The organism is Rhodococcus globerulus (genome assembly GCF_019334125.1).
GTDB lineage: Bacteria > Actinomycetota > Actinomycetes > Mycobacteriales > Mycobacteriaceae > Rhodococcus_F > Rhodococcus_F globerula.
Map to the genome: position 1 here is coordinate 3,421,347 of NZ_CP079698.1, position 26,212 is coordinate 3,447,558.

23 protein-coding genes are annotated in these 26,212 nt (G+C 59.7%); 11 read left to right on the forward strand and 12 right to left on the reverse strand.

Annotated features, from left to right (window positions below; genetic code table 11):
• The first annotated feature begins 354 nt into the window (after nucleotides 1-354).
• Both KYT97_RS31115 and KYT97_RS15450 read left to right on the forward strand, forming a co-directional pair.
• Nucleotides 355-477, forward strand: a complete 123-nt coding sequence (locus KYT97_RS31115; RefSeq protein WP_255285247.1) for a hypothetical protein — start codon at nucleotides 355-357, stop codon at nucleotides 475-477.
• A gap of 716 nt (nucleotides 478-1,193) precedes the next feature.
• Nucleotides 1,194-2,060 carry an IclR family transcriptional regulator gene (locus KYT97_RS15450; RefSeq protein ID WP_172937941.1) on the forward strand — a complete coding sequence of 289 codons (867 nt, stop codon included), beginning with the start codon at nucleotides 1,194-1,196 and terminating at the stop codon, nucleotides 2,058-2,060.
• A gap of 360 nt (nucleotides 2,061-2,420) precedes the next feature.
• Here KYT97_RS15450 and KYT97_RS15455 read toward each other — a convergent pair whose 3' ends face one another.
• Nucleotides 2,421-3,860, reverse strand: a complete 1,440-nt coding sequence (locus KYT97_RS15455) for a FadR/GntR family transcriptional regulator (protein WP_033237331.1) — start codon at nucleotides 3,858-3,860, stop codon at nucleotides 2,421-2,423.
• 179 nt (nucleotides 3,861-4,039) lie between these two features.
• On the reverse strand, nucleotides 4,040-4,432 hold the full coding sequence (locus KYT97_RS15460) for a HepT-like ribonuclease domain-containing protein (protein WP_202026744.1): 393 nt from the start codon (nucleotides 4,430-4,432) through the stop codon (nucleotides 4,040-4,042).
• Nucleotides 4,433-5,919: 1,487 nt separating this feature from the next.
• On the opposite strand from KYT97_RS15460, the gene KYT97_RS15465 reads away from it, so the two are divergent.
• The 3 genes from KYT97_RS15465 to KYT97_RS15475 all read left to right on the forward strand — a co-directional run bounded on the left by KYT97_RS15465 (nucleotide 5,920) and on the right by KYT97_RS15475 (nucleotide 10,854).
• The gene (locus KYT97_RS15465) at nucleotides 5,920-8,688 is read left to right on the forward strand and encodes a branched-chain amino acid ABC transporter permease/ATP-binding protein (protein ID WP_219110183.1); all 2,769 of its coding nucleotides are present in this window, start codon (nucleotides 5,920-5,922) and stop codon (nucleotides 8,686-8,688) included.
• On the forward strand, nucleotides 8,685-9,461 hold the full coding sequence (locus KYT97_RS15470) for an ABC transporter ATP-binding protein (RefSeq protein WP_172937943.1): 777 nt from the start codon (nucleotides 8,685-8,687) through the stop codon (nucleotides 9,459-9,461). The genes KYT97_RS15465 and KYT97_RS15470 overlap by 4 nt, the downstream gene beginning before the upstream one ends.
• A gap of 136 nt (nucleotides 9,462-9,597) precedes the next feature.
• On the forward strand, nucleotides 9,598-10,854 hold the full coding sequence (locus tag KYT97_RS15475; RefSeq protein ID WP_033237324.1) for an ABC transporter substrate-binding protein: 1,257 nt from the start codon (nucleotides 9,598-9,600) through the stop codon (nucleotides 10,852-10,854).
• Between the two features lie 276 nt (nucleotides 10,855-11,130).
• On the opposite strand, the gene KYT97_RS15480 is transcribed toward KYT97_RS15475, so the two are convergent.
• Nucleotides 11,131-11,601, reverse strand: coding sequence for a VOC family protein (locus KYT97_RS15480; RefSeq protein WP_033237325.1), 471 nt, complete (start codon nucleotides 11,599-11,601; stop codon nucleotides 11,131-11,133).
• Nucleotides 11,598-11,966, reverse strand: a complete 369-nt coding sequence (locus KYT97_RS15485; protein ID WP_172937944.1) for a hypothetical protein — start codon at nucleotides 11,964-11,966, stop codon at nucleotides 11,598-11,600. The genes KYT97_RS15480 and KYT97_RS15485 overlap by 4 nt, the downstream gene beginning before the upstream one ends.
• A gap of 236 nt (nucleotides 11,967-12,202) precedes the next feature.
• Here KYT97_RS15485 and KYT97_RS15490 point away from each other — a divergent pair, with 236 nt between their 5' ends.
• The 4 genes from KYT97_RS15490 (at nucleotide 12,203) to KYT97_RS15505 (ending at nucleotide 16,527) form a co-directional block, all read left to right on the forward strand.
• Nucleotides 12,203-12,991, forward strand: coding sequence for a FadR/GntR family transcriptional regulator (locus tag KYT97_RS15490; RefSeq protein WP_051730847.1), 789 nt, complete (start codon nucleotides 12,203-12,205; stop codon nucleotides 12,989-12,991).
• Between the two features lie 1,001 nt (nucleotides 12,992-13,992).
• Complete coding sequence (locus KYT97_RS15495; RefSeq protein WP_033237425.1) at nucleotides 13,993-14,853, forward strand: mycofactocin-coupled SDR family oxidoreductase; 861 nt, start codon at nucleotides 13,993-13,995, stop codon at nucleotides 14,851-14,853.
• A 32-nt stretch (nucleotides 14,854-14,885) separates the two neighbouring features.
• Nucleotides 14,886-15,101, forward strand: coding sequence for a ferredoxin (locus KYT97_RS15500; protein ID WP_033233201.1), 216 nt, complete (start codon nucleotides 14,886-14,888; stop codon nucleotides 15,099-15,101).
• Between the two features lie 55 nt (nucleotides 15,102-15,156).
• The gene (locus KYT97_RS15505) at nucleotides 15,157-16,527 is read left to right on the forward strand and encodes a cytochrome P450 (RefSeq protein ID WP_033233202.1); all 1,371 of its coding nucleotides are present in this window, start codon (nucleotides 15,157-15,159) and stop codon (nucleotides 16,525-16,527) included.
• A 414-nt stretch (nucleotides 16,528-16,941) separates the two neighbouring features.
• Here KYT97_RS15505 and KYT97_RS15510 read toward each other — a convergent pair whose 3' ends face one another.
• Entirely contained in the window at nucleotides 16,942-17,451 is a 510-nt protein-coding gene (locus KYT97_RS15510; RefSeq protein ID WP_033233802.1) for a nuclear transport factor 2 family protein, read from the reverse strand.
• Between the two features lie 264 nt (nucleotides 17,452-17,715).
• Between KYT97_RS15510 and KYT97_RS15515 the strand changes: the two genes are divergently transcribed.
• Nucleotides 17,716-17,973, forward strand: coding sequence for a hypothetical protein (locus tag KYT97_RS15515; RefSeq protein WP_092804012.1), 258 nt, complete (start codon nucleotides 17,716-17,718; stop codon nucleotides 17,971-17,973).
• Between the two features lie 121 nt (nucleotides 17,974-18,094).
• On the opposite strand, the gene KYT97_RS15520 is transcribed toward KYT97_RS15515, so the two are convergent.
• Together KYT97_RS15520 and KYT97_RS15525 are read right to left on the reverse strand one after the other, a co-directional pair.
• The gene (locus KYT97_RS15520) at nucleotides 18,095-18,595 is read right to left on the reverse strand and encodes a hypothetical protein (protein ID WP_033233204.1); all 501 of its coding nucleotides are present in this window, start codon (nucleotides 18,593-18,595) and stop codon (nucleotides 18,095-18,097) included.
• A 523-nt stretch (nucleotides 18,596-19,118) separates the two neighbouring features.
• Complete coding sequence (locus tag KYT97_RS15525) at nucleotides 19,119-19,259, reverse strand: hypothetical protein (protein ID WP_165826230.1); 141 nt, start codon at nucleotides 19,257-19,259, stop codon at nucleotides 19,119-19,121.
• Nucleotides 19,260-19,454: 195 nt separating this feature from the next.
• Between KYT97_RS15525 and KYT97_RS15530 the strand changes: the two genes are divergently transcribed.
• Complete coding sequence (locus KYT97_RS15530) at nucleotides 19,455-20,927, forward strand: FAD-dependent oxidoreductase (protein ID WP_219110184.1); 1,473 nt, start codon at nucleotides 19,455-19,457, stop codon at nucleotides 20,925-20,927.
• A gap of 46 nt (nucleotides 20,928-20,973) precedes the next feature.
• Here the strand turns inward: KYT97_RS15530 and KYT97_RS15535 are convergent, their stop codons facing one another.
• The 5 genes from KYT97_RS15535 to KYT97_RS15555 all read right to left on the reverse strand — a co-directional run bounded on the left by KYT97_RS15535 (nucleotide 20,974) and on the right by KYT97_RS15555 (nucleotide 26,210).
• Nucleotides 20,974-22,419 carry an aldehyde dehydrogenase gene (locus KYT97_RS15535; RefSeq protein WP_033233205.1) on the reverse strand — a complete coding sequence of 482 codons (1,446 nt, stop codon included), beginning with the start codon at nucleotides 22,417-22,419 and terminating at the stop codon, nucleotides 20,974-20,976.
• Between the two features lie 255 nt (nucleotides 22,420-22,674).
• Nucleotides 22,675-23,463 (reverse strand): SDR family NAD(P)-dependent oxidoreductase, encoded by a 789-nt coding sequence (locus KYT97_RS15540; RefSeq protein WP_033233207.1) that lies wholly within the window; start codon nucleotides 23,461-23,463, stop codon nucleotides 22,675-22,677.
• Nucleotides 23,464-23,488: 25 nt separating this feature from the next.
• Nucleotides 23,489-24,139 carry a PaaI family thioesterase gene (locus tag KYT97_RS15545; RefSeq protein ID WP_033233208.1) on the reverse strand — a complete coding sequence of 217 codons (651 nt, stop codon included), beginning with the start codon at nucleotides 24,137-24,139 and terminating at the stop codon, nucleotides 23,489-23,491.
• A complete protein-coding gene (locus tag KYT97_RS15550) occupies nucleotides 24,139-25,008 on the reverse strand; it encodes a MaoC/PaaZ C-terminal domain-containing protein (RefSeq protein WP_033233210.1) in 870 nt (289 codons plus the stop codon). The genes KYT97_RS15545 and KYT97_RS15550 overlap by 1 nt, the downstream gene beginning before the upstream one ends.
• Nucleotides 25,008-26,210 carry a lipid-transfer protein gene (locus tag KYT97_RS15555; protein ID WP_045064948.1) on the reverse strand — a complete coding sequence of 401 codons (1,203 nt, stop codon included), beginning with the start codon at nucleotides 26,208-26,210 and terminating at the stop codon, nucleotides 25,008-25,010. The genes KYT97_RS15550 and KYT97_RS15555 overlap by 1 nt, the downstream gene beginning before the upstream one ends.
• Between the last annotated feature and the right edge of the window lie 2 nt (nucleotides 26,211-26,212).

Genomic DNA, 26,212 nt, shown 5'->3' on the forward strand with positions numbered 1-26,212 from the left:
TCCTGCGTGAATGTCGAATCCGTGCCACGTGGTCGGGCGTCCGCATGATCGAACTTTCTGTGAGTCCGGTCGCTTGTTGCTCGCTGTCGAGAAAGACGTGGGCATGCAGGCAAGGTTTCCATCCCGGCAATGCCACTCTCTTCACCGATCGCGAATGATCCTGAAAGTGAACTGGAGTCGCGCGCCCGGGCCTGTCGCGGCCACGGACTTTTCACGGTCAACGGACTGAGCCTTCCAGTCATGGAGTATCTGGGGCGAGCGTGGTGAGTGTCCATCCCTCGACCTCCGCCCCCGGCCAGATCACCGATCGAGCGGCAACCACTGTCTGCCTCCTGAATGCCCTCCCTGAATGCAATGGTTACGTCGACGAATTCCGACGACGCCGCACTCATGCGCGATCTTCACAGCCTTCTCGACGCCGAACTCGCCACGATCGTCCAGCTCGCCGATGATGCAAGGCACCGTTCGCGTTCATAGAAGTCGAGGTCGACCCATCCGAGGTCAGCTGTGACTCTGTATCGTTCAACGAGTATCGCTGCGCCACTTACTTTTTGATGCTCAGTCGATTTCGAGGCCAGGCGCGGCCGCGCCACCTTGGTAAATTCCGAAGGCCGCGCACTCCGCAGCGGTCAGCATCGTCCACCTGTTTCCAATGCAGCGAAACGATCCCGACCACCCAAGATCCGGACCGTTGTACGCTCACTGTTGCGGCATTTCGCCGGCTTCCCAGGCCACGGCCGTTCCGGCCTCCCAGGCCGCTGCCGTTCGCCGAAGTTCGTGTCGACCTCGTGACACTTGTGTCACGAGGAGCTTAGTTCGGCTTGTCAGCAATTTGCAGAATCGAAGGCAGCGGACAGCGCCACCGGAGCGAACTTTTTTGCTATTACTACCGATCTACGGGGTTGATTCACCGCCAATTTCCGTTCTCGGCCGGCTCACAACACCTCCCGATCAGTGCACGGCCGAGGTTGACCACCCGTTGCGTGCGTGACTCCCACCAGGCAATTACTGCGCCTACGCGGGCGATTTAGCTGATTCGACACGCGGGGGTTGACATGCGCGCTCGTTGATGTGACCCTGATTACAGGAATAAAGGACACTAATTTAGAAAACATTCCGGGATGTGCGCATGCAATCCTAGATTTGGACCGAATTAAGTGTCTATTAGTAGCCTGAATTGGGAGGTGGCAGCCGTGACATCGAGTTTGACGCAGTGCACGTCGATTTTGCCGATGGAATCAGTGGTCGATTCCATGGACGAGTACATATCGTCCATGGAGGTCGATCATGTCGGAACTGACGTCCGACTCCGACCCGAACGCACCGTGATGGGAAGGGTCGCTGCCATCATGGGGGCGTTCAACGGCAAACAGCAGGTGCTCGGTCTCGGCGATCTCAGTGAGAGCACTGGGCTGCCGAAATCGACGTTGCATCGACTTGCTGATCAACTGTGCCAAGTGGGATGGATCGAACGGGATCCTGACGGCTACCGCATCGGCATTCGCATGTTCGAGCTGGGAAGTCTTGCTGTCGAAGGAAACCAACTCTACGAAGCCGCGATTCCACATCTGCAAGCCCTCGCAGCCAAGACCGGAATGTCCACACAACTCGGCATTCTCGATCAGTCCGAGGTCGTATATCTCGAACGTATCGCGGTAGGCGCAGTCCGTTTGCCGACCCGACGCGGCGGACGAAATCCCGCGTACTGCACCGCATTAGGCAAGGCCATGACCGCCTTCGACGACGACGCCATCCGCACAGTAACCTCCTCGCCCATGCTTAGGCGGACGGCGAATACGATCACGGACCCCGCAGCGCTACGGACCGAGCTCAGCCAAGTGCGCAGGGTCGGAATAGCGTTCGATCGTGGCGAGATCTACCAAGATTTCGTGTGTGTTTCCGCGCCGATCCGTAGCTCCGGAAACGTGATCGGAGCCGTTTCCGTTACCGCGCCGGCGGGCCGAATGAGATGGGGCATAGCGACCGAAGCAGTTCGGAGCACCGCCGCCGCGATCTGGAATGCAACCCACAGACTCGGCGGAGCAAGCACCCGATTGTAGTAACTTTTCGATGTGTCCACACGAGCATAACCGCCGTACCGGCCCCGAAGTGCTTCCGAATCTCTATGTAAAACCCGGACTCTGAGCACTTCGAGGCATCAGATCCCGCGCCGACGACTACCTGACCGACTCTCGGAGTCGGGTGGTCGTCAGCTCGAATTTCGACGGAATGTCGGAATTCACGACATTTCGAAAGGCAACCCGGCCGTGAGAATACCCAGGTGCGCCGGTCGAAGAGTCCCTCGGCTGAGACACCTCGACTGATCTGCCCAAGTTCGTTGCGACTCGTCGATCACCACCGCGGCGAGTATTGGAACTCGCCCCGTAAATTCGTCCTCGATCAGGTAGACGTTCCCAAACCTAGTGCCACCACGTGGTGAGCTCCTGTAGGTGGCGCCGCATGCGATGCTGAGCGAGCCCATCGTCCCCAAGGAGGATTGCCTCGAGGATCTTGTCGTGGGTGCACCGGACCTGCACCTCGACGGCCGGAGTCATGGACTCTTCGGAGCGACTCTGGCGGGTCCAGAGGTCGGTGATGACGCGCAAAAACAGTGTCAGAACCGGGTTGTCGGCAAGGTCTGCAACCTCGGTATGGAACATGTCGCCGGCGTCACCGTGCACAGTGGTGTGGTCAAGTGCAGCACGTAACCGCGAAGCTACATCGGGGGCAGTTGCGACGGCGGTGACGGTCTGGATGCACCCCAACTCGATCACTTCACGAACCAGGTGGAGGTGGTCGGGGCTCATACCCTCGAAATCGAGATAGAGAGCGATCGCACGAATACTGGCCGTTGGGTCGGGAGCCAGGACGACCAGTCCGCCGCCAGGTCCGCGGCGCATCCGAGCAACGCTGTGGTGTTCGAGGATCCGAATCGCTTCACGCAGGACCGCACGGCTAACCTCGTAGCGCGCCAAAAGATCTGGCTCCGATCCGAAGACCTCACCGATCTGCCAGCCGTCGCTGGTGATGTCGTCATGGATACGGCCGGCAATAACCTCGGCAAGTTTGGTGCCTTTTGTGGCGTTCGGGTTAGGGTCGCTGGGTCGAGTCCGCATGCGATGCGATGGACGTCGGATCCGGTTGGCCAGCATCCACTCCTCGATCTCTTCGAGATGGGCGCTTAGTTGGCTCTCCGAGGCTGCGGCGTCACCTGCGATTACCGCGTCTACGATTTGGACGTGCCGCGCGATGGCAACAGCCTTAGCCGCGGCCCCCGCCTCCCTCGACGTTGGCCCCCAGGCGCGAATGTAGCGGGACGTCAGCAGCATCACAACCTCGATGAACAGCTGCAGCACCGCGTTGCCGGACAGGCTTCCGAGCAAAATGTGAAACTCGTCGTCGAAGGACCAGTTCGGATCACCGATCTGCTCCTGCTCTTTCCCAACGATCGACCGCAATCGATCAATACCGTCCTCGGTGATCGCCCCCGCTGCCAACCGAGCTGCGAGCGGCTCGAGTAGCAATCGGGCGTGGAGCAGATCTTCGACGCTCACGCCTATGTACTCCAGGTAGATCACCAACGCACGCATGGACGCCGATGCGTTCGGGGCGCACACCACCAGCCCTCCGCCTGGACCGCTACGCATCCGCGCGACCGAATGGTGCTCGAGCAGCCGAATCGCTTCTCTCAGAACCGACCGAGACACTCCAAAGCGCTCCAGCAACTCGGGCTCCGAACCCAAGACCTCACCGACCGGCCATTTCCGGACGATGATCTCATCCTCGAGCTGCCGGGCAACCTGTGACGCGAGCTTCTCCGGACCCACCGACCATGTCTCTGTATCTTCCGCACTCGTCATCAAGCCGGTCGCTCCCAATCCCCAAGAAACACGGATCTCGAACACCGAGATCTTTGAATGTTCATTACGATACTGAGATCCGTGACCCGATAGAGTGTTCCCTACCTACGCTACCTATCAGCATGCTGAAGTCACCAAGATCCAATCGAGAATTGGCTCGCCAGGCCTCGACAACACATTCACGCAGAAGCGTTGGCCTCGATCCAGCGAGTGACCTGCTGCACGTACTCCTCATATCCGGAAGTCGCCGCGGACACGACCGCGGCGACTTCCTCGGGTTCGGTGTCCATGTACAGCTGGAGAAGAACGTTGTGCGGGCCTTCCGGAGGCACTAGAGCGGTTGCTAACTCCGCGTCGATCATCCCGGCCTTCTCGGCCGCACCGAACGAATCTGCCGATTTCTGCGGCACTTCACCCAGCACGCTTTCCAATACATGATTGTTGATCGCAACCGCCAATTCGACCAGTAGCGCCAGGATCCGTTCAAGGACAAGCCCTATCGCCGGATCGATTTCCAGTCGCTCGCGGTCCAACGAACCGACGCCGACGAGCTGTCCGACCGCTCTGCGCATCGTGATCAGTCTGTGTTCCACAAATCCCCGGTCCAGGCGAGGCTGTACCGCTCGACTATTTTGATTCGCGGACTGTCGCGGCTTCCAATCTGCCACGACAGCAAGCGCATTCATCATGCTCGTCGACTCTTCACTCGAACTGATCACCTATACATAGTCCCATACTCTCACGCCTCCGAAGCCTAGATCGACCTGTCGCTTGATGAAGCACTGTAAGCGCCTCCACCGAACCGACTGACCAAGTCAACCAGTTTCAGAGCTGAGCCATCACCTATGGTTCCGCCTGACGGAACAGACAGTAGACAACCGGGATATCAAGGCGGAGAGTCAATTTCCATGCAGTAATATCGGCTGTATTCGGCAACAACACCAGAGGTGAACTCGCTCAACGATCGAGTCGTCGATGCCGCTCTGTCAAAGCTGTTCCAACCAAGTTGGAGAGCATCCGCCCAGCCTGGGACTCGGCCGATCTCCATCGGGACACCAATCGGCCGGAAGAGCCAGTGACGCCACATCCCTGGGCGTGCGCAGCGAAACGTCAACGTCAACGTCAACGAAGCATCGGCAATCGTGCATACGAGGGTAAGAAACTGGACCTAAATCACTGCCTTTCAGTTCTACATTAGATGTTCGAATGATTCTGGTGTACAACAATTTTCGGTTTCACCTGCGGACAAATCGCCCACGTAATGCGCCGCATCAGCCTGACCCCGAAAGCGCCTCGGACCCATCGTCACAGCCACCAGAACGGTCCACTAGACACGCCGGCCTGAATCTGTCGCAAAACCTGACACCTCCGACATCTCCCACACCTCATTGGGGCGACCTCCGAGGACATTTGCACTCAGGCGAAAACTTTCATCCCTAGCGCGCGTCGCCCGAGTGTGCCAATCCGCCCGCACGAGATCGCGATGCCACGCCACGTCACAGAGAGCATCTACCGCACCGAAGCCGACTTCGCTACAACCAACAAGGCAGCAAAGACCCTTGCCACCTTCATTCGATTAGTGCGGTGTTGAATTCGACGTGTCAGAAGGCAGCAAATAGTTCGATATCTAAGTTATCTATATCTTTACTCATCGCTGTCCAGTAATTGAGCTGGAGATTTTCCACTCAGCGCTCCTCGAACAGTAGCAGCTCCGGCAGTTCAACTGACATCGGTAAGTAGTACAAATCCGTTGCGCTGCAAGTACTTATTCGACATCACTACAACAGGCCGCACGGGCGGTTCGGGCACGACTCCCACCACAAGACGACCGACGACGCACTTGCGACCAACCCGGCCGAACCGAAACTTCACCCACTTAGTGACGTACATCATCATGTTGTGTCATAGTAGAAACCTGACTTAGTGACCTAAGTCTCTCGGGAGATGTCAACGCGGAGGTCAGAGGCCGTCGCGGCGACTAGCTAACTGACCCTGAGGTCATCCTCAACTGATCCGACAGCAGCAGCCACTCTTCCCTTTCTAGCGAAAGACCCAAGTGATGACCCAAGATCTCCAGTTCCTGCTCCTCGGGCTGGGTAACGGCGCTGTCTACGCAGCGCTCGCCCTGGCATTGGTCATGACCTACCGAAGCTCGGGCGTAGTGAACTTCGCGACCGGCGCTATCGCGCTTTACGTCGCCTATACGTACGCCTACCTACGCAGCGGCGAACTCCTGATCCCGATACCTGGCCTGCCCAAAACCCTGGATCTGGGTGGCCCGATAGGACTGATCCCAGCGATGGGCATAGCAATGGCCATCGCCGCAGCCCTAGGCGTGCTGATGTACTTCGCAGTATTCAGGCTGCTCAGGACCGCGCCGGCCACCGCCAAGGCCGTAGCCTCGATCGCTCTGATGCTTGCCGTTCAGGCTCTCTTGGCGGCGAGGGTCGGCACAACTCCGGTCTCGGTGAAAGCCATCCTGCCTACAAATGTCATGAAATTCGGCGGCATTCGTATACCGGCAGACCGAATCTGGTTCGCCGCCATCATCATCGTTCTGACCATCCTGCTCGTGCTCGCTTTCCGATTGACCCGATTCGGACTGGCAACCCGAGCGGCTGCCGAATCGGAGAAAGGCGCGATCGTCACCGGGCTCTCCCCCGAACGAATCGCCTACGCCAACTGGGCATTGAGCACCATGATCGCCGGGCTCAGCGGCATCCTCATCGCCCCGATCGTGCCGCTCATCCCGATCTCTTACACAATGTTCATCGTCCCGGCCCTCGCCGCGGCGTTAGTCGGAAACTTCAATTCCATCGGACCAGCCGTGGCTGCCGGACTCGGAATCGGTGTGCTCCAGTCGGAGATGACCCACCTGCAGGCAACGGTGAGCTGGCTACCACAAGCGGGAATGGCCGAGTTGATTCCGCTGATCCTGATCCTCATTTTTCTCGTCTTCCGCGGACGACCGCTCCCCACACGTGGTGCGATCATCCAGAACACCCTTGGCGCCGCGCCACGGCCCAAGAACTTGGTGATCCCCACAGTCACCTTCACCGTGATCGCGCTAGGATTTCTCGTCTTCACTCACGGCAGCTACCGCGGTGCGGTGATCTTGACGTTCACCCTCGCGGTCATCGCCATCTCACAGGTGTTGGTCACCGGATTCGCAGGACAAATATCGTTGGCGCAGTTAGCGCTTGCCGGAGTGGCCGCATTCATGCTCAGCCGCTTCACCACGGAGTGGGGAATCCCCTTCCCCATTGCCCCCGTCCTCGCAGCACTGGTGGCGATGGTGATCGGGGTAGTCGTCGGCCTGCCGGCACTACGCATCCGAGGACTACCCGTCGCGGTGGTGACGTTGAGCCTCGCAGTGTTTCTCGAGATGTTCTGGTTCCGCAACAACAAGTTGAACGGTGGAGTCAACGGAGCACGCGTCGACGACCCGTCGCTGTTCGGCATCGATCTCGGGATCGGATCCGGCGACTCCTATCCAAAAATCTCCTTCGGCATTCTCTGCCTCGCAGTACTGGTGATCATCGCCGTCGGTACGGCAAAACTACGAACCAGTCGACTCGGTGCATCAATGCTCGCGGTACGTGCAAACGAGCGATCTGCTGCCGCCTCCGGCATCAACGTTTCCCGCACGAAACTGATTGCCTTCGCGATCGGCGCGTTCATCGCCGGTCTCGGCGGGTCCTTGATGGCGTACCAACAAACCATGGCCGTTCCTGAATCCTTCTCTGCCATGGGCGGAATCGCGATGTTCGCAGTCGCCTACCTGGCAGGTGTCACCTGCGTCTCCGGCGGAATACTCGCCGGAGTCATGGGAGCCGGCGGAATAATGTTCATCTTCCTCGACCGCGTCGCCAACGTCGGTAGCTACTACGCAGTGATCACCGGGGTTCTCCTGGTTATCACCGTCATCATGAATCCAGAAGGAATCATCTCCGAAGTGCACAAGACGGTCGACTACCTGCGCCGCAAGATCACCCCCGCAACTACCGACCCAGAATCCGAGCACATCGAGTTCGAGTTGGACAGCACAACCCCGTACCTCGGCACTGCCCGTCCGATCGGTGACGTCGTCCTCTCCAGCCACGAAATCGGTGTCCGATATGGCGGCATCACCGCACTCGACGACGTCTCATTCGATGTCCGTGACGGCGAGATCATCGGCCTGATCGGCCCCAACGGAGCCGGCAAGACCACCTTTATCGATGCGATCAGCGGCTTCGCCGACGCCACCGGCAGTGTCACAATCGGCGGCCTGAATCTCAACGGCAAGAGGGCTTTTCAACGCAGTCGCTCCGGACTCGGGCGCACCTTCCAAGGCATCGAGTTGTACGACGATCTCTCGGTCCGCGAAAACGTCTCCGTCGGCACAACTGCGTCACACCATCGAGGACCGGACAATCCGCCACTCGATTCCGCTGGCCTCGACGAACTATTCGAACTACTACACCTGAGCTCGGTCGCGGACCGACCGGTCAAGGAACTCTCTCAAGGACAACGCCAGTTGGTCTCGGTTGCCCGCGCTCTCGCCGGCCGGCCGCGCGTCGTACTGCTGGACGAACCTGCTGCCGGACTGGGCAGCACCGAAAGCATGTGGCTGGGGAATCGACTACGGGCCGTACGTGATTCAGGCCTGACGGTCGTCATGGTCGATCACGATATGGAGCTGGTCTTGGAGGTCTGCGACCGGATTGTCGTTCTCGATCTGGGTAAAGTCATCGCAATCGGCACTCCGGAAGAAATACGCAAGGACCCCGCAGTTACCCGGGCCTACCTCGGCGCGACGCACACCGGACAGGAGCTGAACGCATGACCGCGGTCTTGAAGTGCACCGATATGGATGCCGGCTATTCGCAGGGCCGACCCTGCGTTCGCGATTTCGATCTAGAATTACGTGAAGGCGAAATCCTCGCGCTCCTCGGACCGAACGGCGCAGGCAAGACAACTATGCTGCTCACGCTGGCAGGTTTGTTGCCCAGTCTCGGTGGCACGGTGGAGATCACCGGCCATCACGTCAAGTCCGGGCACGCACGCAGCGCATCCGACGCCGGGCTGGTGTTCGTCCCCGACGACCGCGCACTGTTCACCACCCTGACCGTGGAAGAGAACCTTCGACTGGCAGTGAAATCACGACGCGAATGGGCCGCATCGCGAGAGAAGATTCTCGGCTACTTTCCAGAGCTGGACAAGCGACTGAAAGTGCACGCCGGCGCACTCTCTGGTGGAGAACAGCAAATGCTTGCCATCGGGCGCGCCCTGATTCAACACCCGAAAGTACTTCTCATCGACGAGTTGAGCATGGGTTTGGCACCTGTCATCGTCGAACGGCTTCTCCCGGTATTGCGGACAGTCGCCGATACCACCGGAACTGCCGTCATACTCGTCGAGCAGCACGTGCAGCTCGCACTGACGGTGGCCGACACAGCACTCGTCCTGCGCCACGGTGACAACGTCTTGCAAGGGGATGCCGCCGAACTTGCGGCACACCCTCACCTGATCGAAGACGCATATCTGGGCGCAAACGAACGTCCGCGCACGGAAGCAGTAGAGACCGTGGACGCCGTTGAACAGAGCACGATCATCTGACACAGGGCTGACGAATACGCCGCTACGAGCAGGCATATCGAAACCCGGAGCGCTTCTGCCGTCTCCATCCACTTCACCCGGTCCGCCATGGCTTCAACGGCGGCCGATGTTATCCACCCCAACAGAAGGACCACCGATGAAACCCTCGAACGGCCTGCATGTTTCAAAGATAGTGGCGGCGTCCATTGCCGTCGTTGCGATGACAGCAATGACTGCTTGTAGCAGCGAGAGCGCAGGCGATACCTCCGACTCCTCATCGTCCTCCTCTTCGGCAGATCTACCCGCCGGCGCATTCCCCGGTATCGCCGCCACAGGCACACCTGTAAAGATCGGGTTCATCAATAACGAAAATGGGCAGGCTGTTTCACAGCCCGAAAACCGGGAAGCCGCCGAAGCTGCCGCAAAATATGCAAACGAGCAGCTCGGTGGCATCGGTGGCCGCCCTGTCGAATTGGTCATCTGCAAACAACAAGAAGAACCTGTCTCTGCACGCGATTGCGCAAACCAGATGGTCGAAGCAAAGGTATCCGCGGTGGTACTCCCCAGCAGTGGCCTCGGCCAGATCATCGCACCCATCATCACTTCAGCAGGGATCCCCTACGTCGCCGCACTCGGTGGCAGCGCCGTCGAGACCACTGGCGACGGCGCGTACATGTGGACCGCAGGTTCCAACACTTCCCAGGCCATGGCTCAATACGCCGGAGAGAAAGGGATGAAAAATGTTGTCGCATATACGATTGATCTTCCCGCGGCAACCGGATCTCTCGAACAGATCGGCGTACCCGCATTCGCCGCCAACGGCGCAAATCTGAAGATCATCCCCATCCCCTTCGGAACCCCCGACGCCACTCCACAGGTCAATGCGGGGCTCGACAGTAACCCGGACGGTATCGTCGTCTACGGCGAGTCAACGATCTGCACTTCCATCCTGAAGGCACTGAACACATTGGGCTCGACCACCGAGACCATGGCAGTTCAATCCTGCGCCAACGCGGACGTTGTCGACGCCGTCGGCGCCGCCATGGAGGGCACTAAGATCATCGGATCCGCGGACACAGTCTCCAACTCCCCCGAAAGCGTTCTGTATCGGGAAGTTATGAAAAAGTACTCACCCAACACTCCCGTCGAGGGTTACGCCGTGACCGGCTATCAGGGAATGCTCGGCCTGATTCGTGCCACCAAGTCTGTCACCGGTACCGATACGTCGCCGGCAGCACTAGACGCGGCAATCCGTTCCGCCAAGGACATCCCGCTGCCCGCCGGCGCAGGGCTGACCTTCACGTGCGACGGACAAGCAATCGCCGGATTCAAAGCCGTATGCGGCAACGGTCTTATCGTCTTGACCATGAAAGACGGTGTGCAAACCGACCCGACTACGGTAATCATCAAGTAACGCCGGAGTCGCCACACCGAATTTCCGGTAGATCGAAGGAAGCTGCTATCTCTGCTCTGTGTGGCAGAGATAGCAGCTGCGTTTACCCATCCGGCGATCAGCGATCGGTGCGGCGAAAATTTACAGGACTGACTATCCGGATCGTGGAGCACCGCGGGCGAGAGTTGCGATCACGTCCACTTAGCAATGGCCGCAACCAATTCCGATGTAGAAGCCGGGCAAAAAAACCGACGTGTGCGAAGTTGTGAACCCCACACACGTCGGTGTCTTTCTGAACTAGGACGACAACTTTCCAGTCTCGAAGTAGCGGTCCAACACAGGCTTGAGATTCCGGCTGACAATCTCGATGCGTGGACCGGACGGACTGCAGTGATAGGCCCAATACGCAGTGCCGTCCGGCCAGTTGCCTACCGCCTCGACTGCGTAGCCTCGCCGCGTCAGTTCGGCGGACTCCGCACTGACATCGTCCACCCAATAGCCCAGATGGTGAATGCCAGAACCCTCAGTGGGAGTCCACACTGAGCCTGGAACACTCTGAACGATCTCCATTCGCGGTTCGGACAGTGAATACCAGGCTTTGAGCTCGACAGTTGTATCGACGGTCGTATCGCCGCTGGGCACGGTAACCGTAGTCGGGCCTCCCATCATTTCGCCCCATTCGTAGCCGAAGAGTTCCGAGAGCTCGAGCATCTTCGCTTCTGGATCATCAGTGACGATAGCGATGTGGTACTGATCTGCAGCCTTCATTCGATCACCTGAATTGGGGTGAACATACAATCTCCATTCTCTGCCACAGGTCCACCACTCACGAGAACATCAATGTAGGTGGTTGCCTGGACATACTCGACCTGGTTGGCGCGACATATTTCGGTGACGATGCACTCACGGCGTAGTGCAGCGAAGTTAGGTCTCGTTTGGAGAACGTGGCACCAAGACGACCTAACTGAACCGAATAGTACTGCAATAAAATAGATTTCGATGGAAGTTCGTAACAAGCGCCCTTTTGCACCAATGCGCGCATCACTCATGCGAACGGGAATCTTGCCCACCACTGTCGGTAGATCACCGACCGCTTCTCCCCCGAGATCCGCCTCGACAATGGTCAACTCCACCCCGGACAGCATCGGGAACGGCGCCCGCGTTTGCGAGGAACATCTACATCCCACTAGCTCACTACATAGTTACATTTCTACAACTCAGAGGAGCTGAGACCGATCCGTTCGTCGCGATACCAGGGCGGCAATTGATCTCATCATCATCCGTTGTGAACCCGATCAAGCACTTCGGGGTGCTTTACTAGGTATATGAAGTTGCTCCAGACCAAAGGCGAGGTAGACCAGTGACTGACATGACCGAGGCTCCGGCGTTCAACCTGCTCAGCACAACAGGGCGACCGGTCCGTACGCCGAAGACAGCCGAACTCGTTGCCGGCAAGCTCCGTCGCATGATCGTCGAAGGAAAACTGGTCGACGGCGATCACCTGCCCCACGAAGCAGAACTGATGGAACACTTCTCGGTCAGTCGACCGACTCTCCGCGAAGCGGTCCGAGTCCTCGAAGCAGAACGTCTCGTCGAGGTCCGTCGCGGATCACGTACCGGCGCCCGGGTCTGCGTGCCCGGACCGGAGATAGTGGCCCGCCCTGCATCATTACTCCTCGAACTCTCGGGGGCAACGGTTTCCGACGTGCTCGTCGCCCGCGAAGCTATCGAACCCGCCGCAGCCGGCCTTCTTGCGGTGAGCGGGACAGAGGCTGCGTTCGACGAACTCGAGCGATTCGTCGACGAGGATATCCCCGCTGGATATGCGGCCGACGACTTCGGCAGTGCTGCTGCACGTTTCCACCTCCTCATGGTTCAACTATCGGGAAATGCCACCCTTGCCCTGACCGCTGGCATGCTTCACGAGATCGTAGAACGCCACACCGTTTCCGTCGCGCTCGAGCGCAGTCGCAATGACGTCGAGACATATCAGGCAAACTACAAGTTGTTCGTACGGTCACAACGGCGACTGATCAAGCTTCTACGTGCACGTGACGAAGCCGGTGCGATAGCCCATTGGAAGAAACACATGGGTGTCGCACGTTCGATAATGCCGGCGGATCACCTGAGCGCTCAGGTTCGAGACATACTCCACTGAGTCTGTGGGCGCTGGCGCCCTGGAGAATCGCTGCTGCGGATGTCTTGCCAACATCCCACTGTGCGAGCGCAGCGAATCCGATTCCGACACCCCATCCGGACCATTCACCGAGACGTGAACCGACACTTGGGTGTTCCCTCCAGCTCCTTGCCGATCGTCAGGGGTGACGATACTCTCGCCGCCCCTGACGATCATGGTCGTTTCGGCCCTCGACGTAAAACTCGCTGCCATCGTCGAACGAATATCACCGATACAGAGCGAATCCCTTGCCGAGGTTTGTTCAGCCGCATACCTCGCGCTCCGGCAACGGGGCCATGACTTTCAATTCACGCGCTGCAATCTCATCGGGATCTTCTACCCGAGAAACGTGTAGCCCCATTCCGGCAGTCCGTCCGTCGAGGTTGGTTACCGTGCTCGGTACCCAGTTGTAGACGTAACGCCACGTCCCATAGCGCAACCGCAACATTGCGACTCGGACTTCGGCCCCGGTGACGTCATCACGCTGCTATTTCCCGCACCAAATCAGCGGCCCCGTCGTCGTTGACCACCAGCGCGTACGACGTGGTGTCGCGACGTTGGTCCGACGCGCCAGATCTCGACCCCGATGCGAGGAGTCGATCTACTAATAGCGGGACCACCAGCAGCACAAAGAGGAATGATGCGTGTCCAAATCTCTTGTGTGCAGAGAATCCAAAGCCGCCTGCGAGCAAAAACGTGGATGGACGAAGTGGGACTTGCGCCACCCCGCAACACGACCTAGAGTTCATGTGGTCGAGATCACTGAGTAAACGAAGTAAAAGATGTAACCGTCGGGAGTCGGTAGGTGCCAGGAATGCATTCAGGTGTCGGCGCTGACGGACTGGATGTGGCCGGGTGGGGCGTCGAAGGTCTCGAGGATCTCCTCGAGGTCAAGACCATCGCCCGCCCGGCCTGATTCGTGCTCGATATTTCAGATAGCCAGGCTTTGAACAACATTCAGATTCACTCGAGAGGAAACTTCGATGGGCAGAGTTGAAGGTAAGGTCGCATTCATCACGGGCGCAGCCCGTGGGCAGGGACGCAGTCACGCGGTGCGGCTTGCGGAGGAGGGCGCGGACATCATCGCGGTCGACCTGTGCCGCAACATCGAGACCAACTCCTATCCACTCGGGACACCCGAGGACCTGAAGGAGACCGTCCGTCTGGTCGAGGCGCAGGGCCGTCGTATCGTCGCCGTCGAAGCCGACGTGCGTGAGGCTTCGCAGTTGCGTTCGGCACTCGATCAGGGGATCTCGGAATTCGGCAAGCTCGACATCGTCGTCGCCAACGCCGGTATCGCCCCGATGTTGGGGGGCCCGAACATGCAAGGCTGGCTCGATGTCATCGGCGTCAACCTGATGGGTGCGCAGAATGCGATCCACGAGGCCCTGCCGCACCTGAAGGCGGGTGCGTCGATCATCGCGACCGGATCGACGGCGGCGTTCATGCCCAACGATGTGGTGGAAAATCCGGGAGCGGATCCGGGCGGATCCGGTTACACGGTCGCGAAAATGATGCTCTCGCAGTACATTCACGAAATCGCGCGCGCTCTCGCACCTCAGATGATTCGTGCGAACATCGTCCATCCGACGAACTGCAACACCGGCATGCTGCAGAGCGAGGCGATGTACAAGATTTTCCGTCCGGATCTCGAGAGCCCGACTCTCGACGATGCTGTCGGCCCTTTCCATGTTCAGCAGGCGATGCCGATTCCGTGGGTCGAGCCTGTCGACATCAGCAACGCCGTCCTCTACCTTGCCTCCGATGAAGCACGCTACGTCACCGGCACTCAGATGCGGGTCGATGCGGGCGGTTACCTGAAGATGCATTCCTTCCACCCGTAAACACCCACCGACAGCTCCGAAGGAGATGCACCATGAGAATTCATGTCGACCAGGACATCTGTCAGGGACACACAATCTGCTCGATGGTCGCACCCGACCTCTTCCAACTCAGGGACGAGGACGGGCACGCCTACGCGATCGACGGTGACGTCCCCGCCGAACTCGAGGGCGTCGCGCGCGAGGCCATGCTCTCGTGCCCCGAGCGCGCGATCGTCGAGATCTCCGAGCATGCAATTCAGGAAGCCTGAACCGTAATATCCTCTGGCGCTGCGTAAGAGCGCCTCGATCGCACCCGGAGCAATCATGACAGCAGACGATGTTCGCAATGTCGAAAACCTGAAGAAGTGCCCGATCGACTATCAACGCCACGGGCCGAACTTTCGTATCGAGTTCGCGGAGAAGACACACGAGCTTCATGCGAAGTGTCCGATCGCGTGGACTGATTCATACGAAGACCACTGGGTTGCCAGCGGAATGGACGAGGTTTTCGCACTCGCTCGCCGATCCGACGCGGTAACCAACTTCCGGGACGCCGACGGCAGCAAGAACGGGTACAAGGGCATCTCCATCCCGGCGTATGACTATGGCCCGTACGACACTCCGTCATTCCTCGAGCTGGATCCGCCGGAACAGACCGACTTCCGGAAGACGCTCAACCCCTACTTGTCACCAGCCGCCGTCGTACGGTGGATTCCGGTCATCGACGACCTCGTTCGTGCGTGCATCGACGACAAGATAGAAAGCGGCAGTATCGATTTCGTCCACGACCTCGCGAACGTCGTTCCGGCGGTCGTGACCATGGGCATGTTGGGCCTGCCGCTCACCGACTGGGAAATTCACAACGAACCCGCTCACGCGCTGATGTACACCCCGCCAGGTTCGCCCGACCACGAACGGGTGACGCAGATGGCCATGGACAGCCGTGCCGCCCTGACCGCGGCGGTGCCCGAGGTGCGCGCGAATCCCCGACCAGGCCTGATGGACGCTCTCGTGAAGACAACCGTCGTAGGCAAGCCCCTCACCGACCAGGAGGTCACGGGCACAGCGATGCTGCTGGTGGGCGGCGGGTTCGACACCACAACCGCACTGACCGGTCAGTCCATCCTGTGGTTGTCTCAGCATCCGGCAGAGCGAACTCGTCTCATCGACGAGATCGACACTCTTCTCGACCCGGCGACTGAAGAATTCCTCCGCTATTTCACCCCTGCACAGGGCGACGCGCGGACCTTCAGCCAGGATATCGAGATCAACGGCGTCGAGTTCAAAGAGGGCGAGCGCCTTTGGATCTCATGGGCGATGGCAAACCGATCGCCTAATGTGTTCCCGAACCCGGATGAAGTGGACTTCGACCGCGGTGCGAACCGTCATGCTGCGTTCGGACTCGGTATCCACCGCTGCATCGGCTCGAACGTCGCTCGCGTCCTCTTCAAGCGGATGTTGACCGCGGTGCTCGAACGCATGCCCGACTTCGTCGTCGACTCGGAGAAAGTTGTGCATTACGAGTCCGTAGGGCAGATCAACGGACTGGTGAACATGCCCGCAACGTTCACACCCGGCAAACGGCTCGGTCCCGGCTTCGCCGAGACCATCGATCGAGTGCAGAAGATAGTCATCGAGCAGAGCTTGGCAGAACCTGTGGTGTCACGGAGAGAAGCGGCGAAGGTCGGCGACTGAGAACGTGCGGTGTTGCGGTAGGGAGTCTTGTTCCGAGTATCTCCCTGCCGCATTACACCAATGGACTGGGCTGGGGATGTGAGTAGTGATCCGGCTCGATGTGATGAAAAACTGATCAAGTTACGACAGTTCACGCAACTCCCCCTTGTCCCTCCTAGCTCCAGGCGAGCCGGGAGGGATTAAGGAAGCCTTTTCGTCAAGGATTGGGCACGAGGCCGGCCCCTGCATCGAAGTGAGCTCGAGCAGTCGCTCGCGTGAAGTGAAGTTTCCCGCAGCACTGTCCGCAGAGCGCTGTCCGCTGGCGGGACACACCAATTGTGAACCGAGTCGTCACCAAGGTAGCCCGTCATGTCGGACCGACGTTGCTGTCGCACAGATCTGATCCTCCTAGTCACCGTCGGAGATATAGCTGCGTCAGCCCAGAACCTGGTAGCTCGGGTCTGTGGTGTCCCTTCGCCCCCAGGTTTCAGGTCCCGCTTGATTCGACGTCTCATGCATGAGGTCTGCAACGTAGATCCGATGATCGATTGCCCACAAGTCTTCGCGCAGAGACCATCGATCGACGTATCGGCCGCGGTGAAACACATCGGTGACCGTTCCTCCCGACGGTGCCGACCGCAACCACACGGCGACATACGATTCGCTCTTCGCCGTGCCCGAATTCAGATCGACCGAGATGATGGTGTTGCTCACCATATGGGAATGCGACTCTAACCTGAGGTGGTAAGCCCACACGAAATCGAGAAACCCCGCTGCACTGCCTCGATATCCTGGACCGTAGTCAGCCGTACCGTCTGGGTGCCAGACACTGTCGGCCAGCGGTCGATCCATTCGATCGAGCCCACGGCAGTACGAGTACAGCGATTCGGCGATCTGCTGTCTGGCCGCCAACTCGGCGATGACGTTCGATTCGGTTGAAACCACGGTGAGCACTCTTCCCGCTAGATGTAAAGTGAGAAACTCGTCTTAGCCTACCCAAATCTCTCACCCGGTTCCTTCACGGATTCCGGTGGCCGGTACGACATTCCACCCGACCGCCGAATCACGCGAAAGGCCAAGGCTAGATACAACCTAACGAACGAGCCCTGGCCATCGCCCTGCCTTCACTGTCGTGGAATGCCAACATCCCGACACTCGAAACGCTAAACTTAAAATACAAGGATTAATTTTCAACGAAAGGAATTCCTCGTGATTGCAGCTGATCTACGTGACGAGCTCACGTCGGGCTCCAGCATGAGTGTTGCCATCGCTCGCGAGTTCGACCGAGCTGTGGACAATTACGTCTACGAAGGTTTGGCCGACGGAGCGGTTGTATCCGTACTGTCGTCGCTTGTTTCCGCTGTTGGGATACTGGAAGAGGAAGTCCGGAGTCTTTCGAACATCCTCGCTCAGACCCGAGGCGAGTCAAGGCTCACCACGTCCGGCGAAGCCGCAACTGAGAATTAGGAGCAATCGACAGCGGGTAGGTGGCGTATCGAGCCAATGACGAAGCTCTCGAGGAGACCTTCGCGATCAAAAGCAAGGGGAATGCCCAACTAGGCGGCAAACCAAGCCCAGTCGCGCAAGATCAAACCGTCATATTCGACTTCTCCAGAGACCGCTCTGCGTTGTATCGCAGGATCGCCGACGCAGTGTAATCGTCTACGCCATACCGCTCGGCGACCGCACCGACGAGCCTGGCGGCTCCATCTGCACCACCATCCGCCAAAAGATCCACGAGGACCGCCTGGTCCGCGGCGGCCAAGTCTTCGTCCCTGCTGTGATCCACTATGTGAGCGACGATCAGGGCAGATTGGCCGTTGGCTGGTTCAACAGCCATCACTACCGGCTCTCGCAGTATTCCATCGCGCCGCCGCAGGACTACGTGATTGCAGTGCTTCGCACTGAGCGCGGCGGCGACCTCTGGACGCACATCACGCAGACCACGCCGGGGTTGGTTGACCTGACGTTCCACCGATTCGACGAACGTTTCCCCGAGAATGCTCGCCGCAGCGCTACAGACAGTCACCGTGGACGTGGGTAAGTCGATAACCAGCCTTCCCACCAATGCTGTCGTGCCATCGCCCATTGTCTTCACCCCTACTCGTTCCAGCCGCTAGCCAACAGAGCGCGGATTTGACGTACCCCAATGACAAAAACACTATAACTAATTAATACAAGTGAAGGAACTGTCCCGACGGAACCCGATCGAGATCGAGACACGACAATCGCAAGCCCAAGTCTTCTTCGTCGAGGCGATGGGTCCCGCACGAGTACGCAGGGTGTGGACGGGCGTCGGCCAAGACGGCAACCTCTGCGCCAACTCCGGCGCATGAGATAACGATATTGAGACAACCGACGAAGACATTGCGCAGCGTTGGGCTGGAGCGAACACGCAATTCACAGAGCCCCACTCGACGTCAGTCAGATTCAGTGTCGTCGACACTGCACGAGTGATCGCTCTCAGTGGACTGGCGGGCTGCGTGGGCGCGAGTAAGCCGGATGTAACAGTTCTGGACTTTCTGGGCAGCCTTTCCGATCTCCCCCCAAAAAGCGCACCAACCAGGGCAACGACCCGCCACCGTTCTGACGGACCCTGGCGTACTCGAGGCTCAATCCGATGTGGGCGTGTCTTCACCTTGCTCGGCAAGAGGATCGATGGTGTCGACGCCCTCCAACACCGTCAGCTCTTCTTCTGCCTCGGCTAGCAGACCTTTGGCCTCGGCCTCGATCTTCTTCACCCAATCGGACATCCCGAGCCTCGTCTCTTCAATACGGAGTTCTCGATTTCTGGATTCAGGATACGTCGCCGGGCCTCTGCGAGTCAGCCGACTGGCTGCCGAGCTATCTACTCAGACCCGACATCTCCCGCTGGATGGCACAAGCACTTCACCAGCACTACGAGCGACCGTAGCGTGCGGAAAACACAACTGAACTGGAGATCTTCTATGAGTGCGCGCCATCCCGTAGCCCCACTGAATATCCACGATGTAGAGAATTTCGACCACGAAACCGAAGTCCTCGTCGTCGGATACGGCTGCGCGGGTGCAGCGGCAGCGTTGGAGGCCTGCGCTCGTGGCAGTGACGTGATTCTGCTCGAACGGGCAAGCGGTGGAGGCGGGTCGTCCGCACTGTCCGGTGGCGAAATCTATCTCGGCGGCGGCACCGAAACTCAGCGTGCATGCGGATTCTCCGATACTCCCGAAGATATGGCGGCGTACCTCATGGCTGCGCTCGGGCCGGACGCAGACAAAGAGAAAATCGATGCCTACGCCCATGGCAGTTTGGAGCACTACCAGTGGCTGGTCGATCACGGTGTGCCGTTCAAACCGTCGTTGTGGGATTCTCCTACGTGGGTGCCACCCACTGATGACGGTTTGATGTGGCTGGGCGAAAACAGCTGGCCTTACGACGAACTCGCCAAACCAGCTCCGCGTGGTCACCGCGTCACCGCTGACGGCTTCGGCGGCAAGGTATTGATGGCAAAGCTCTCCGAACAGGTGGCTGCACACAATATCGGCGTACACACCGATACATACGCCACACGCCTCATCATGGACGGCATTCGCGTCGTTGGGGTCAGTGCACGTAGTTTCGGCAAGACGGTCACATACCGCGCGCGACGCGGGGTTGTTCTCACCACAGGTGGCTTCGCCGACAATGCCGAGATGGTGGCTCAACACGCACCACAGCTTGTGGGATTGGGCGTGAATAGTGATGGTGGCGACGACGGTCGGGGCATCGTTATCGCCCAGGCAGTCGGAGCTGCCGTCAAACACATGTCTGCCGGCCAGGTGGGAATCACGCTGGTTCCCGCAATGATGGTGCGCGGCATGATCGTCAACAACGTGGGGCAACGCTTCATCAACGAGGATGTCTATCCCGGCTTGGTCGGTCAGGCCGCGTTGTACCGACACGGTCTCGATGTATGGGTAATCCTCGATGAGCAGGCGTACGAAGAAGTCCCCGAAGTAGAACGTTGGGGGGTGCAGCCTCACTATGTGGCCGAAACCCTCGAAGAACTCGAGGAAGAAATCGGGATGCCCGCAGGAGCGTTGGTCACCACGATCGGTGAGTACAACAAGCATGCAGCAGATGGAGTCGACCCGTACTTCCACAAATCTGCGCGATGGTTGCGTCCGCTCCAATCTCCTTACGCGGCAATTGATGTTCGACGCGGGATGGCGCCTCCCGAGCTTGGCGCATCGAATGGGGGCGGTGCCGAGGTGTTTACCACCGGCGGTCTGTGGACCACTGTCGACGGCAGAGTCCTCAATCTGGACGGGGAAGCTATCCCTGGACTGTTCGCGGCCGGCCGAGCAACATCAGGCCTGCATTCTTGGGGATACATCAGCGGAACCTCGTTGGGAGACGGCACCTTCTTCGGCCGCAAAGCCGGTATCTCGGCGGCCGGCCGATAGACAACCGCAGCCCCGGAGTTCGGCACTCCGGGGCATTCGAGCAGTGCTACTCCGGCAGGAAGATCGATTTGAGGCTGTAGTACGACGCGAGCCCTTCCGGCCCCAATTCACGGCCTACCCCACTGGCCTTGACCCCACCGAAGGGCGAACCCCAGTCCAGGCCATAGGTATTCACTCCGAAGGAACCTGTTTCCACCTTCCGGGCCACGTCGATCCCTCGATCGCGGTCGGCAGTCCACACCGTGCCGCCGAGGCCGTACTCGGAATCATTCGCCAACGCGATGGCGTCGGCTTCGTTGCTGTAGGGGATCACGGTCAGAACCGGCCCGAACACTTCGTCCTTCGCGATGTTCGCGTCGTTGCTCAGATTGCCGAATACTGTCGGCTCGACGAACCATCCACGATCGAGGTGCGCAGGACGCTTGCCACCTGTCGTGACCGTTGCGCCCTCGGCACTTCCCGCGTCGATCATCGACAGAACTCGCTTGTACTGACGCTCGCTGACCAAGGGGCCGACAAAGGTACCGGCATCAGCGGGGTCACCGATCGGCAGCGACGCCGCCATTGCAGTCACCGCATCGAGGAATTCGGAATACCGATTGGCCGGTGCAAGAATTCGCGTCGACATGTAGCACGTCTGACCACTGTTCAGCAGAGACGCCGTGGCCAGGCCTGCCACGGTCGTTTCGATGTCGGCATCGTCGAGGATCAACGCGGCTGACTTTCCGCCGAGTTCGAGGGTGACGGGACGCAGAAGTTCACCACAGACTCGACCGATGTGCCTACCGGCAGGTGTCGAACCGGTGAACGCAACCTTGTCGACGCCTGGGTGGGCCACCAAATACTGACCGACGTCGGGGCCGCCGGTCACGATATTGAGAACACCTGCAGGCAGGCCGGCTTCGACGGCAGCTTCCGCCAGGAGGTAGGAGTCGAGTGTCGTTTCGGGAGAAGGCTTGAGCACTACCGTGCAACCGGCGGCCAGTGCAGGAGCGATCTTGAACATCGACAAGATGGCCGGGTAATTCCACGGTGCGATCGCGGCCACGACGCCGACCGGTTCCTTGCGAACGATCGTCGTACCGGCACTGGAGAGACTCTGACGCACTTCTTCGACCGACGACGAACGAATCAGATCGGAGTAGTAGCGCAGCAGCTGCACCGGGGCGTCCCCCTCAGCAAACCGGGCGAGAGTGATCGGCATACCGTTCTGCCGGCTGACCAGCGAAGCTCGCTCCTCCGATCGCCGTTCGACAGCATCCGCGAACCTGTCGAGAATCGCGGCGCGATCGGATCCGTCCAGGTTTGCCCACTCCGAGGAGCGCAGTGCTCGGCCTGCGGCAGCGACGGCCGAGTCGACATCTGCCGTCGAGGATTCCGGAAAAATGCCAAACAACTGTTCGGTAGTTGGCGAGAATACCTGAATCGCACCACCAGTCGCCGGCTTTGCCCACTCGCCGTCGATGAACAGAGTCGAATGCTCGATTTCCATGTCTGCCTCGGTACTTTCAGCTCGGAAGAATAGCCTGAGCGATCGATCGCAGACGCCACTGCAACGCCGTGAAGCCTCAACCTGCAATCGACAGGTTAGCGATCGTTCGTTTGACTACTATCGGTGAGCCACGAGGCGCTGTCAAGGACGTGGTTTGTTTCGGGTACTCGAGGCAGGAACGGGACAAGGCCTACAAACGCACAGTGGCTCGACGCTGAATCAGCGTCGAGCCACATGTGTCTATGCAGGCGAAAGTCAGTCCACGGTAGGCGCCCACTGCACACCGTTGATGTGCCCACCACCGTCGACGAAGAGGGTATTGCCGGTGACATAACGACTGTCGTCACTTGCCAGGAAGGCTGCAACGGGGCCGATATCGTCGAGGGGATCGCCGATCCGCCCCATCGGATTCTGCGCGGCCATGACGGCCACGTTCTCCGGATTAGCTTCGGCAACACGCTTATACGCCGCGCTCTGCGCACCGGGGCAGATGACGTTGCAGTTCACGTGCTTGGGAGCCCACTCGCGGGCAGCAGTGCGAGTCAGTGTCCGCAGCGCTTCCTTGGCCGCGTTGTACTGCACCGAGTACATGTGAGCATTCACGCCGTTGAGGCTGCACATGTTGATCACGCGGCCGGTGCCGTGACGCTCGAGTTCAGGCAACGCGGCTTGCATGGCCCAGAAAGCGGCCATCACTGCCATGTCGAAACCGCCGCGCAACTGCTCGTCCGTCATCTTCTCCAGCCGAGCGAAACCGAAAGTCCGCCAAGCATTGTTGACCAGGATGTCGAGGCGTCCGAACCGCTCGACGGCCTTGTCGACCATGGCAAGAACCTGAGCTTTGTCGGTGACGTCGGTGCGGATGAATTCTGCTTCCGCGCCCCACTCGTCGCGCAACCACTGGGCGGTTTCGAGGCCGGCCGCCTCGTCGATCTCGGCAACCAGCACCGACGCGCCTTCACGCGCGAAGGCACCTGCCACACCACGTCCGATGCCCATGCCGGCGCCGGTCACAACAGCTACGCGTCCGTCGAGCTTCCCCACTGGGGTTCCTCCTTCGTCAGAACCCCTACCTGGGGCGCGGAATTGTCTTGTCGATGAACAGACCCTCGACCGAAACGCACACTTCACCGTCGGGCGTCCTGATCTCGCCCACCGTGTGAACCTTGCGGCCTTCTTTGGAGATGAACTTGCCACTGATGGTCAAGGGCACGAACAACGGGGTCGGACGGTGGTAGCGCGTGCTCAATTGTGCTGTCATACCGGCTGTTCCACCCCAAGCGTTCGCGACACCGAGGACGTGATCGAGCAGCATCGCCGACACGCCACCATGCACGTGGCCGGGAGGGCCCTGGTACGGCAATGTCAACGTGACAACGCCCTGCACCGAACCGTCTTCGAGTCCTTCGAGAACCACCGGCGGTGCGATGGCGTTTTCTCGACCGGTCACCGGGTCGTGACGAGTGACGCCTTCGCCGTTCCACATGTCGATCAATCGCTCTTCGACCTCGGGCGCATGCTGCTCGAGGTGAGCGACGATGCTGTTGAGTTCCTCGGCAACTCGATCGAGGTTTGCGTTGTCGCGGTCAGTGCGCTGTAACGCGTCGATGAGCCTGCGCGCCGCCTCGGTCGCACGATCGATGGGAGCATCCTGCGGCGGCGACGTCAGAACCGTTCCGCCCGGATGTGTTGCGGCAGTGGGGTGGGTTCCGACGGTCATCAGTTGATCTCCATTGTGGCGTGCGTGAGAACCGGGGAGTTCTCGCGCTCAGGGCAGGTTGCCGCCAGCGTCAAGGTGTTGCCGTCCTGCCACACCGACGTGGTGATGGATTCGCCCGGGAACAACGAACCGGCAAAGCGCACCGAGTAGTTCTTCACCCGAGAGGGGTCGCCGCCGAGCACACCGTCCACGACGGCCTTGCAGACGATGCCGTACGACGCGAGGCCGTGCAGGATCGGTGCGTCGAAGCCGGCCATCTTCGCGAATGCCGGATCAGCGTGCAGCGGGTTCATGTCTGCACTGAGCCGGTAGAGCAACGCCTGCGACGAGCTGGTTGCGGAGGTGAGCACGGCGTCGGGCGCACGATCGGGAACTCCGGCAACAACTTCGGGACCGGCGCCTCCACCGAATCCACCTTCACCGCGGGCCCAGATTTGCATTCCGGTGGTCCACAATGGATTACCGTCGGAGTCCGCGGCCGCAGTCTCGAGCACGATGACGGCAGCCTTGCCCTTGTCCCACACATCGGCAATGCGAGTGGAGATGCGCGCAGTACCCGTCGACGGGATCGGCGCGTGCAGGGTCAGCGACTGTCCGCCGTGCAGAATCTTGCGCAGATCGATGTCGATGCCGGGCATGTTCATCGCCGCGGGCGGCAGTACGCCTGCCGAAATGCCCTGACCCGCAACCATCGCGAAGGTCGGAAGAACCTTCAGACCCTTTTCGTACACCCAGGTGAGCTCGGCAGGATCCAGAGCATTTACTCCCGCTCCGAGGCCCAGCTGGTAGAGCATGACGTCGCGGTCAGTCCATGACGCTTCGCGCACAGTCGGTTCGGCGGCCAATGCCACCTCGAGATCGATAGCCATCAGTTCTCCAAAGTTCCGGCTCGGTAGACCGTCACGACGCACGCGCCGCCCAGTCCGAGGTTGTGCTGCAATCCGATTCGAGCGCCCTCGACCTGACGGGCGTCTGCGGTACCGCGGAGCTGCCACGTCAGTTCGGCGCACTGCGCCAACCCGGTGGCACCTAGCGGGTGGCCCTTCGAGATCAGGCCGCCAGACGGATTGACCACCCACTGGCCGCCGTACGTCGTGGCACCGGATTCGACGAGCTTGCCGCCTTCACCGGCCGCACACATTCCGAGACCTTCGTAGGTGATGATCTCGTTGATCGCAAAGCAGTCGTGCAGTTCGATGACATCGACGTCGTCGATGCTGATGCCGGCTTCGGCAAAGACCTGCTCGGCGGCCGCAGCCGTCATCGGAGCGCCGACCACGTCGATCATCGACTTCTCGGCAAACGCTGCCTCGGTGTCGGTAGTCATGGCCTGAGCGACGATCTCGATCGCACGGTCCTCGAGTCCGTGTTCACGGACGAACTTCTCACTCACGACGACGGCAGCACCGGCGCCGTCCGAGGTCGGCGAGCACTGCGAACGTGTCAGCGGCGCATGGATCATCTTGTCCTCGAGCACCTGTTCGAGGGTGTACTCGTCACGGAACTGCGCATACGGGTTGTTGACCGAATGCTTGTGATTCTTGACCGCGACGGCAGCGATCTGTTCGACCGTGGTGCCGTACTTCTGCATGTGCTCGACGGCAGCGTTACCGAACAGCTGAGCTGTCATCGGCGAGCGGGCGAACCCGTAATCCTCGACCATGATCTTCAACTGCGAGTCCAAGGTGGTGACCTTGGGCATCTCACCGTTGCCGGTCAGTGCCGTCTTGGTCATCTTCTCGAACCCGACGGCCAGTGCACAGTCGGCTTGTCCGGCCTGGACCCATTCGCGAGCCATCATCAGCGCCGTCGAACCGGTGGCGCAGTTGTTGTTGACGTTGAAAATCGGGATACCGGACAGACCTGTTTCGTACAGGGCACGCTGGCCCGCTGTCGACGCGTTGAACACGTAACCGACTGCAGCGCGCTGGATCTGGTCGTAGCTGATCCCTGCATCGGTGAGTGCGTTCGTGACAGCTTCGGTCACCATGTCCGGGTATTCCCAGTCACGGGTCTCGATCTTCTCGAACTTGGTCATACCCACGCCGATGACGAATGTGCGATTGCTCATGT

Bases quoted from the DNA above. Each gene is read 5' to 3' on its own strand.
- KYT97_RS31115 (WP_255285247.1), top strand. From the start codon at position 355: ATGGTTACGTCGACGAATTCCGACGACGCCGCACTCATGCGCGATCTT.
- KYT97_RS15480 (WP_033237325.1), bottom strand. From the start codon at position 11,601: ATGAAGGCTGCAGATCAGTACCACATCGCTATCGTCACTGATGATCCA.
- KYT97_RS15505 (WP_033233202.1), top strand. From the start codon at position 15,157: ATGACAGCAGACGATGTTCGCAATGTCGAAAACCTGAAGAAGTGCCCG.
- KYT97_RS15520 (WP_033233204.1), bottom strand. From the start codon at position 18,595: ATGGGCGATGGCACGACAGCATTGGTGGGAAGGCTGGTTATCGACTTA.
- KYT97_RS15490 (WP_051730847.1), top strand. From the start codon at position 12,203: ATGACCGAGGCTCCGGCGTTCAACCTGCTCAGCACAACAGGGCGACCG.
- KYT97_RS15550 (WP_033233210.1), bottom strand. From the start codon at position 25,008: ATGGCTATCGATCTCGAGGTGGCATTGGCCGCCGAACCGACTGTGCGC.
- KYT97_RS15525 (WP_165826230.1), bottom strand. From the start codon at position 19,259: ATGTCCGATTGGGTGAAGAAGATCGAGGCCGAGGCCAAAGGTCTGCTA.
- KYT97_RS15475 (WP_033237324.1), top strand. From the start codon at position 9,598: ATGAAACCCTCGAACGGCCTGCATGTTTCAAAGATAGTGGCGGCGTCC.
- KYT97_RS15535 (WP_033233205.1), bottom strand. From the start codon at position 22,419: ATGGAAATCGAGCATTCGACTCTGTTCATCGACGGCGAGTGGGCAAAG.
- KYT97_RS15470 (WP_172937943.1), top strand. From the start codon at position 8,685: ATGACCGCGGTCTTGAAGTGCACCGATATGGATGCCGGCTATTCGCAG.
- KYT97_RS15495 (WP_033237425.1), top strand. From the start codon at position 13,993: ATGGGCAGAGTTGAAGGTAAGGTCGCATTCATCACGGGCGCAGCCCGT.
- KYT97_RS15530 (WP_219110184.1), top strand. From the start codon at position 19,455: ATGAGTGCGCGCCATCCCGTAGCCCCACTGAATATCCACGATGTAGAG.
- KYT97_RS15465 (WP_219110183.1), top strand. From the start codon at position 5,920: ATGACCCAAGATCTCCAGTTCCTGCTCCTCGGGCTGGGTAACGGCGCT.
- KYT97_RS15460 (WP_202026744.1), bottom strand. From the start codon at position 4,432: ATGCGCAGAGCGGTCGGACAGCTCGTCGGCGTCGGTTCGTTGGACCGC.
- KYT97_RS15555 (WP_045064948.1), bottom strand. From the start codon at position 26,210: ATGAGCAATCGCACATTCGTCATCGGCGTGGGTATGACCAAGTTCGAG.
- KYT97_RS15455 (WP_033237331.1), bottom strand. From the start codon at position 3,860: ATGACGAGTGCGGAAGATACAGAGACATGGTCGGTGGGTCCGGAGAAG.
- KYT97_RS15545 (WP_033233208.1), bottom strand. From the start codon at position 24,139: ATGACCGTCGGAACCCACCCCACTGCCGCAACACATCCGGGCGGAACG.
- KYT97_RS15500 (WP_033233201.1), top strand. From the start codon at position 14,886: ATGAGAATTCATGTCGACCAGGACATCTGTCAGGGACACACAATCTGC.